The sequence below is a fragment of the Streptomyces sp. NPDC107559 genome (assembly GCF_055657365.1).
Genome location: NZ_JBVKBD010000019.1, coordinates 148,578 through 156,193 on the forward strand (window position 1 = coordinate 148,578; position 7,616 = coordinate 156,193).

The following is a 7,616-nucleotide window of genomic DNA, read 5'->3' on the forward strand; positions in this document are numbered from 1 at the left end:
TCACTTCACCGGCTCGACGGTCGCCTCGGCCAGCAGCCGCCGCAACCGTGCGACGCCGCGTGCCGTCAGCGAACGGGCGGTACCCACCGGGCAGTTCAGGACCTCCGCGACCTGCCGCTCGGGCAGGTCCTGGTAGTAGCGCAGCACCACCGCGGCCCGCTGCCGCGCCGGCAGCAACGCCAACATGGCCTCCAGTTGGGTCCGTTCGTCCACGGCGGCGACCTCGTCCGCCGCCTCGGGCGGGTCGGGCAGCCGGTCCACCGGGTGCTCGCCCCACCAGCGGCGGCGTGCCGACCGGGCCGCGGCACGGGCCAGGACCCTGCGCACATAGGCTTCCGGTGCCTGCCCGGCCACCCTCGGCCAGGCGAACCACAGCTTGACCAGAGCCTCTTGCAGCAGATCCTCCGCCCGGTGCCGGTCCCCGCCGGTGAGCAGCCGGGCCAGGTGCAGCAACGCCGACCACCGGGCCGTCACGAACCGGTCGAACTCCTCGGACCGCGACCGCTCCATCGGCGTCACCCCCTTGCCTTTCGGTCAGCGGCCACATCCGCCGCCGTACGTACTCACACCTTGAAGAAAGACATCGGCCCCCGCTCGGCTATGCACCTGCGTCATGTGGCGTGGCACACACCTGCCGTTCCTGCGGTGCACACGTCCCGACATGCCCTCCCGTTCCACCAGGATGGTTGAGTGGGATCGTGGACAACTCGGAGATCGACCACGACTTGGTGCGCTGCCTGGTGAGGGAACAGCATCCGGACCTCGCGCAGTTGGACCTGTACGCGGTCGACGGCGGCTGGGACAACCAACTGTGGCGTCTCGGAGACGAGTTGGCCGTACGGATGCCCCGCACGGAGCGCGCGCCCTCCCTCCTGCGCAAGGAGCACCGGTGGCTGCCCGCCCTGGCGCCGCGCCTTCCGCTGCCGGTCCCCACCCCCCTGCGGACCGGCGAACCGTCCGCACGCTTCCCACGGCCGTGGACCATCGCGGCCTGGGTTCCCGGCGAGCCCGCGGACCGCGCCCCCATCAGCCACAGCGGGGCGGCCGACACCCTCGCGGACTTCCTCGAGGCGCTGCACACGCCCGCGCCCGCCGACGCTCCGCGCAGTGCGGATCGCGGAGTCCCTCTGGCGACACTCACGGACGGCTTCGGGCGGATGCTCAAGGAGGTCGTATTCCAGGGTGACGCGGCGGACGTCCAGGACCACGTCCGGGACATCTGGGACGAGGCCCTCGCGGCCCCCGACTGGCAGGGCCCACCGGTGTGGCTGCACGGCGACCTGCACCCGGCGAACGTCGTCGTGTCGAACGGCACCCTCTCGGGCGTGCTCGACTTCGGCGACATGTGCGCAGGAGATCCGGCGGTCGATCTCGCGGCCGCGTGGGTGCTCCTTCCCGCGGGCGCGGCAGCACGGTTCTTCGACGCCTACGCACCCGTGGACGAGGCGATGATCCGGCGCGCGCGAGCCCTGGCGGCCGCGAAGAGCCTCTTCCTCGTCCTCATGGGCCAGGCCGGGGACCGGGGTCTGCCCGGCGGCAAGCCGGGCTGGGGTCCCGCGGGCCGGGCGGCGCTCGACCGCGTTCTGGCGTCCGCATAGGGGCGACCGGTCCAGGCCGGTCCCCGCGTCGGCTGTCAGTGGGTGACGGCCGACCGGTCGTCCTCCAGGCGGGTGAGGAAGAACTCCCGGACGTCCTCGGCGAGCAGCTCCGGCACTTCCATCGCGGCGAAGTGGCCGCCGCGCTCGAACTCCGACCAGTGCCTGATGTCGTACAGCCGCTCGGCCAGCGGCCGTACCGGCTGGGTGATGTCGTGGGCGAACACCGCCACGCCGACCGGCACCGGGCACGGCGCGGTGCCCCGTGGCGTGTCACGGTGCAGCCGGGCCGACGAAGCGGCCGTGGCGGTCAGCCAGTACAGCGAGACGTCGGTGAGGACGCGGTCGTCGCTGACCGGCGTGCGCGGGTCGGTCCACTGGGCGAAACGCTCGGCGATCCAGGCCAGTTGGCCGACGGGCGAGTCGGTGAGCGCATAGCCGAGGGTCTGCGGGGTGGTGGCCTGGAGGGCCTGGTAGGGCGGACGGTTCGCCATCAGCTGCCTGATCTTGTTCAGCCTGGCCTCGTCGTCCGCGGACAGTTCGATGCCGGCGTCCGGGTCGGGGCGGGTCGGCAGGTAGTTGACGTGGACTCCGACGACGTGCTCGGGTGCCACCGCGCCGAGCGCCGTGGAGATGCCCGAGCCGAAGTCGCCGCCCTGCGCGCCGTACCGCTCGTAGCCGAGGCGGTGCATGAGCTCGGCCCAGGCCCGTGCGACGTGGCCCACGTCCCAGCCGCGCTCGTGGGTGGGACCCGAGAAGCCGTAGCCCGGGATGGACGGGATCACCAGGTGGAAGTCGCGCGCCAGCGGCTCGATCACATCGAGGAACTCCAGGAACGAGCCGGGCCAGCCGTGCGTGAGGATCAGCGCGAGCGCGTCCGGCTTCGCGGACCGGACGTGGACGAAGTGGATGTTCTGCCCGTCGATCTCGGTGGTGAAGTGCGGGAGCTTGTTGAGCTCGGCCTCGTGCGCCCGCCAGTCGTAACCAGTGCGCCAGTACTCGGCGAGCTCCTTCAACCGCGTCAGCGGGAAGCCGTAGTCCCAGCCGGCGTCGGCGACCTCGTTGGGCCAGCGGGTGCGGGCGAGGCGGTCGTCGAGGTCGTCGAGGTCGGTCTGGGGGACGTCGATGCGGAACGGCTCGATCATGATGGTCACTCCTGAGGATTCGTTTGGAGCCCTAACGTTCGTGACACTAACGAATGTAGAATGTTAGTGACACTAACGCAAGAGGGTGGAGGATCCCCAGTGAGCGCGACACCAGAACCCGCCCCGGCCCGGCTGCGCGCCATCCCCAGTCGCCTGATCGCCGGGGTCGCGGCCGTCGCGGACCGGCTCGTCAACGAGCGTCTGGCCGCCGTGGACGCCCGTAAGTGGCACTTCGCCGTGCTGACCGCGCTCGCCGAGGACGGCGCCGCGAGCCAGGCGGAGCTCAGTCGCCGTACCGGCATCTACCGCAGCGACATGGTCGCCGTCCTCAACGAGCTCGGGGACGCCGCGTACATCCGCCGCGCACCGGACGCGGCGGACCGCCGCCGCAATGTGATCACCCTGACCGCCGAGGGCCGACGCCGCCGGGAGCACCTCGACGCGCTCGTCACGGACGCCCAGCGCGAACTCCTCGCCCCGCTCGACCCCGACCAGCAGGGCGAACTCACCCGTCTGCTCACCGTCCTGACCGAGCATCACCGGCCCGGTCACCCCGACCCCCACGACGCGAAGTGACCCGCTCCCTGCGCGAGCGGTCCGAGCGCTCCGGCCGCTGTCAGAGGCGTGCGCCATGATGAAGGCCGGGGAGTCCGGGCCGGTCCGGCGGGAGGGGGTTGTGGGTGGACATCGACCTGGTACGGGACCTGGCGGTGCCCGAGCGGCGGGACGCGGCGGCGGACGCTTTGGTCGCGCTCGGCGCCGACGGGGTGGCGCGGCTGGTCCGCGAGGTGACGGACGAGGCGTCCCCGGTGGACTGGCGGCAGCTGTCCGCCGTACTGGGACGGCTCGGGCGGCCCGGCTTCGACGGCCTGCTCCAGGGGCTGGTCTCCGCGCCCACCGAGCAGGCCCGCAGACGGCTCGGCTTCGTGTTCACGGCCCTCGGCGAGGCCGCCCTGGCCTGGTACACGGCGGCACTCTCGCATCCCCTGCCGTTCGTACGCGGTGCCGCCGTCCGCGGGATCCAGCGCTGCGGCGAGGGCGCCCGGTCCGCCGCCACCGCGCTGCTGCCGCTGCTCGGCGATCCGGACGACGAGGTGGGCCGGCAGGCGGCGCACGCCCTGGTGCTCCAGGGCGGGCAGATCATCCCGCTGCTCCGGCGCGTCCGGGAGCAGGGTCCGGGGCGGCAGCGGGCGCGGGCGCTGACGGTGCTGGCCGAACTGGGCGGCGAGGCGGCGCTGTCCGACGCCGACCGGGCCGCGATCGAACGGCTGATCCGCGTCAAGCTCCCGGACGACCGGCCCGAGCCGCTGTGGGCCTGCTGGAACCACTGGATCGCCGTGCCGAGCGGGGACCAGGCCGGGATACTGCGGACCCTGGGCCTGACCGAGCCCAGACCCGTGACCTTCGCGCTCGGCAACGACATCGTCGACGCCGACGGCCACGGATGCGACACGGCGGAGTACGACGGCAACGAGCGGGTCTTCGTCACCCCGGAGCTCGACGGCTGGACCTTCGTCCTCGGCGCCTGGTGCGATCCGTGCGGCGAGGAGCGCAGCGAGGACGTCCTGCGCCTGTGCACCCGGCTCAGCGCCCGCTACGGACAGGCCCAGGCCTACTACTACGGCGGACAGGGAGACGGCTCCGCCTGGCTCGTCGCCGAGCGGGGAACGGTGCTTCGGCGCTACTGCGAGACCGGCGAGGGGGACGACGAACTGCTGACCCTCGGTGAGCCACTGCCGTTGGAGCGGGCCCGCCGCGTCGAACTGGGCCTGAGCCCCGAGTGGGACGCCGCGCGGGAGAGACAGGAGGACGAGGACGAATGGCGCTGGGCCGCCCATGACCTGGCACCGGACATCGCCCGTGCGATCGGGGTCAGTCCGCTGGACATCGGCGCCGACACCCCCTCGCGGGGTACCGGTGTCGTCGCGCTGACTCCGTACGGCGCCGCCCGCGGCGTACCGACGGGCGCGTACCGCATCTAGGGCCTGTCGTTCGGATCGGTCCGGCGTCGCCCGGGCAGTCAGGTCGGTCATGGCCGGCCTGATCCAGACGAAAGGCCCAAGACCGCAGCGTCGTTGCCGCCGCAGTCCGTCCCGACGGGCGACGGGCGTCGGGCGACGGGCTACGGACGCCGGGGCCGGGGAGGGCGGGGCGCGTGCGCGGCTCCCGTTCCTCCCCAACCCCGGTACGAGGCGCCGTGCCGGGTCAGGTCAGCGGCACCGTCACCTTACCGGTCCCGGTGGCGCTCGCGCCGCCCGCGATCCGGACGGTGAACGGCCTGTCGCTGCCCTCCGCGGTGACGCTCAGCGTGTCGCCGTCACGCCGGACGCGGAAGGTGGCGGCGGTGGTGCCGTCCAGGTCCGGGACGGTCACGGTGCGCGCGTAGCCGGGCTCGGCGGTCGGGTGGACGAGCAGGGTGACGCCCTCCAGCCAGTCGCCGTCGGGGCGCCGGTCGTCGGCGGACAGCGGCAGGACGGCGCCCTCACGGACGTACAGCGGAAGGCTGTCGTAGCCGTGGCGCTCGGTGCGCCAGACCGGGCCGGTGACGCGCTCGCCGGTGAGCAGGTGCGTCCAGGTGCCCTCGGGCAGATACACCTCGACCTCCCCGTCCTCGGCGAAGACGGGGGCGACCAGCAGGTCGGCGCCGAGCAGATACTGGCGGTCCAGCGGGCGGCAGGCCGGGTCGCCGGGGAACTCCAGCAGCATCGGGCGCATCGAGGGCACGCCGGTGCGGTGGGCCTCGACGCCGACGCCGTACAGGTACGGCATCAGCCGGTGCTTGAGCACGGTGAAGCGGCGGGCGACGTCGACGGCCTCCTCGCCGAACTCCCACGGCACCCGGTAGGAGGAGGAGCCGTGCAGCCGGCTGTGGGAGGAGAGCAGGCCGAAGGCCAGCCAGCGCTTGAACACCGAGGCGTCGGGGGTGCCCTCGAAGCCGCCGATGTCGTGGCTCCAGAAGCCGAAGCCGCTCAGGGAGAGCGACAGCCCGCCGCGCAGGGACTCGGCCATCGCCTCGAAGGAGGACCAGCAGTCGCCGCCCCAGTGCACGGGGTACTGCTGGCCGCCCGCGGTCGCGGAGCGGGCGAACAGCACGGCCTCGCCCTGTCCGCGCTCCTTCTCCAGCAGCTCGAAGACGGTCCTGTTGTACAGCTCCGTGTAGTAGTTGTGCATCCGCTCGGGGTCCGAGCCGTCGTGCCAGACGACATCGGTGGGGATGCGCTCGCCGAAGTCGGTCTTGAAGCAGTCGACGCCCTGGTCCAGCAGCGGCTTGAGCTTCGACTGGAACCAGGCGCAGGCCTCGGGGCTGGTGAAGTCGACCAGGCCCATGCCCGCCTGCCACAGGTCCCACTGCCATACGTCGCCGTTCGCGCGGCGCACCAGGTGGCCCAGCTCGGCGGCCTCGTCGAACAGCGGGGACTTCTGGGCGATGTAGGGGTTGATCCAGGCGCTGATCCGCAGGCCCTTGGCCTTGAGCCGGGCCAGCATCCCCGCGGGGTCGGGGAAGACGTCCGGGTCCCATTCGAAGTCGCACCACTGGTACTCGCGCATCCAGAAGCAGTCGAAGTGGAACACCGACAGGGGGATGCCGCGCTCGGACATGCCGTCGACGAACGACATCACGGTCGCCTCGTCGTAGGAGGTGGTGAAGGAGGTCGTCAGCCACAGGCCGAAGGACCAGGCCGGCGGCAGGGCGGGGCGGCCGGTGAGGCCGGTGTAGCGGGCGAGCACGTCCTTCGGGGTGGGACCCGCGACGACGTAGTACTCCAGGATCTGGTCCTCGACGCTGAACTGGACCTGGCCGACGGACTCCGAGCCGACCTCGAAGGAGACCTTGCCGGGGTGGTTGACGAACACGCCGTAGCCGCGCGAGGAGAGGTAGAACGGGATGTTCTTGTAGGCCTGCTCGCTGCTGGTGCCGCCGTCGGCCTGCCACATGTCGACGACCTGGCCGTTCTTGACGAACGGGGTGAAGCGTTCGCCGAGGCCGTAGACCTGCTCGCCGACGCCGAGGGAGAGCTTGCCCACCATGTGGTGCCCGCCCTGGTCGGTGGTGGCGAAGGCGGCGCCCTTGGTGCCCGCCTGGGTCAGTTCGCGGCCGTCGGCGTCGCGGAAGCTCAGCGTGAAGGGGGAGCTGCGGTCCAGGCGCAGGGTGAGGGGACCGCTGGTCAGCTCGGTGACGCCGTCGACGGTGCGCACCTCGCCCGCGCCGCCCTCGACGCCGGCGACGGTGAACTCGGGGCCGTTGCGGCGTTTGCCGGAGTGGTGGGTGAGCCGGACGCCGATGACGCCCTCGGCGGGGGAGAAGCACTCGGCCGAGATGAGCGGTGCGTTGAGGGTGTCGCCCCTGCGTGTCACCCGTTGCACGGCCGCATGGGTGGTGAAGCGCTTCGCTTCGGTTCGCACGTCGCGTACTTCGGTGGCGTAGGCGATCTGTACGCCATCGCGAATACGCCAGAAGCCATTGGTGAACTTCATGATCTTCCTCAGGGGAGCGGAGGCTGTCGGACCGGGGCACGGGCAACGTCACGACGAATTTGATCGTACACAAAACAAATCCGGCCCACGAGCCTGTCGTGGCGATGCAATGGCTCTGATCAGGCTCGATTACACGAACAAGCGTGGTCTTCACTTCGAGCCATGGAGAGAGACGCGCCACGTGGGGCTAGCGCGAGAGCACGCTCTTGGCGTATTAGTCATCACATCAAACAAACTCGTCCGGCAGCGTTGCCGGACTGCGCGACAGCAAGGGCCGCCACATGTCGAAGCGCTTCAACGCCACTCCCGAGGACAGGTTCACCTTCGGCCTGTGGACCGTCGGCTGGCAGGGACGGGACCCGTTCGGTGACGCGACCCGGCGGGCCCTGGACCCGGTCGA

The 7,616-nt window shown here is 71.6% G+C and carries 6 protein-coding genes and 1 pseudogene; 4 read left to right on the forward strand and 3 right to left on the reverse strand.

What is annotated here, in order from left to right:
- The gene (locus ACZ7OY_RS37060) at nt 1-510 is read right to left on the reverse strand and encodes a SigE family RNA polymerase sigma factor (RefSeq protein WP_472249970.1); all 510 of its coding nucleotides are present in this window, start codon (nt 508-510) and stop codon (nt 1-3) included.
- Nucleotides 511-698: 188 nt separating this feature from the next.
- On the opposite strand from ACZ7OY_RS37060, the gene ACZ7OY_RS37065 reads away from it, so the two are divergent.
- Nucleotides 699-1,598: an aminoglycoside phosphotransferase family protein gene (locus ACZ7OY_RS37065; protein WP_472249971.1), complete on the forward strand. Its 900-nt coding sequence runs from the start codon at nt 699-701 to the stop codon at nt 1,596-1,598.
- 35 nt (nt 1,599-1,633) lie between these two features.
- Here the strand turns inward: ACZ7OY_RS37065 and ACZ7OY_RS37070 are convergent, their stop codons facing one another.
- Entirely contained in the window at nt 1,634-2,740 is a 1,107-nt protein-coding gene (locus ACZ7OY_RS37070) for an epoxide hydrolase family protein (protein WP_472249972.1), read from the reverse strand.
- A 99-nt stretch (nt 2,741-2,839) separates the two neighbouring features.
- On the opposite strand from ACZ7OY_RS37070, the gene ACZ7OY_RS37075 reads away from it, so the two are divergent.
- The gene (locus tag ACZ7OY_RS37075) at nt 2,840-3,316 is read left to right on the forward strand and encodes a MarR family winged helix-turn-helix transcriptional regulator (RefSeq protein ID WP_472249973.1); all 477 of its coding nucleotides are present in this window, start codon (nt 2,840-2,842) and stop codon (nt 3,314-3,316) included.
- Nucleotides 3,317-3,420: 104 nt separating this feature from the next.
- On the forward strand, nt 3,421-4,722 hold the full coding sequence (locus ACZ7OY_RS37080; RefSeq protein WP_472249974.1) for a HEAT repeat domain-containing protein: 1,302 nt from the start codon (nt 3,421-3,423) through the stop codon (nt 4,720-4,722).
- 223 nt (nt 4,723-4,945) lie between these two features.
- On the opposite strand, the gene yicI is transcribed toward ACZ7OY_RS37080, so the two are convergent.
- Nucleotides 4,946-7,216 carry an alpha-xylosidase gene (yicI, locus tag ACZ7OY_RS37085; RefSeq protein ID WP_472249975.1) on the reverse strand — a complete coding sequence of 757 codons (2,271 nt, stop codon included), beginning with the start codon at nt 7,214-7,216 and terminating at the stop codon, nt 4,946-4,948.
- Between the two features lie 281 nt (nt 7,217-7,497).
- Between yicI and ACZ7OY_RS37090 the strand changes: the two are divergent.
- A pseudogene (locus ACZ7OY_RS37090) lies at nt 7,498-7,616 on the forward strand (xylose isomerase); the annotation flags it as partial.

Coding starts and splice junctions, on each gene's coding strand:
- ACZ7OY_RS37060 (WP_472249970.1), bottom strand. CDS start 510: ATGGAGCGGTCGCGGTCCGAGGAGTTCGACCGGTTCGTGACGGCCCGG.
- yicI (WP_472249975.1), bottom strand. CDS start 7,216: ATGAAGTTCACCAATGGCTTCTGGCGTATTCGCGATGGCGTACAGATC.
- ACZ7OY_RS37070 (WP_472249972.1), bottom strand. CDS start 2,740: ATGATCGAGCCGTTCCGCATCGACGTCCCCCAGACCGACCTCGACGAC.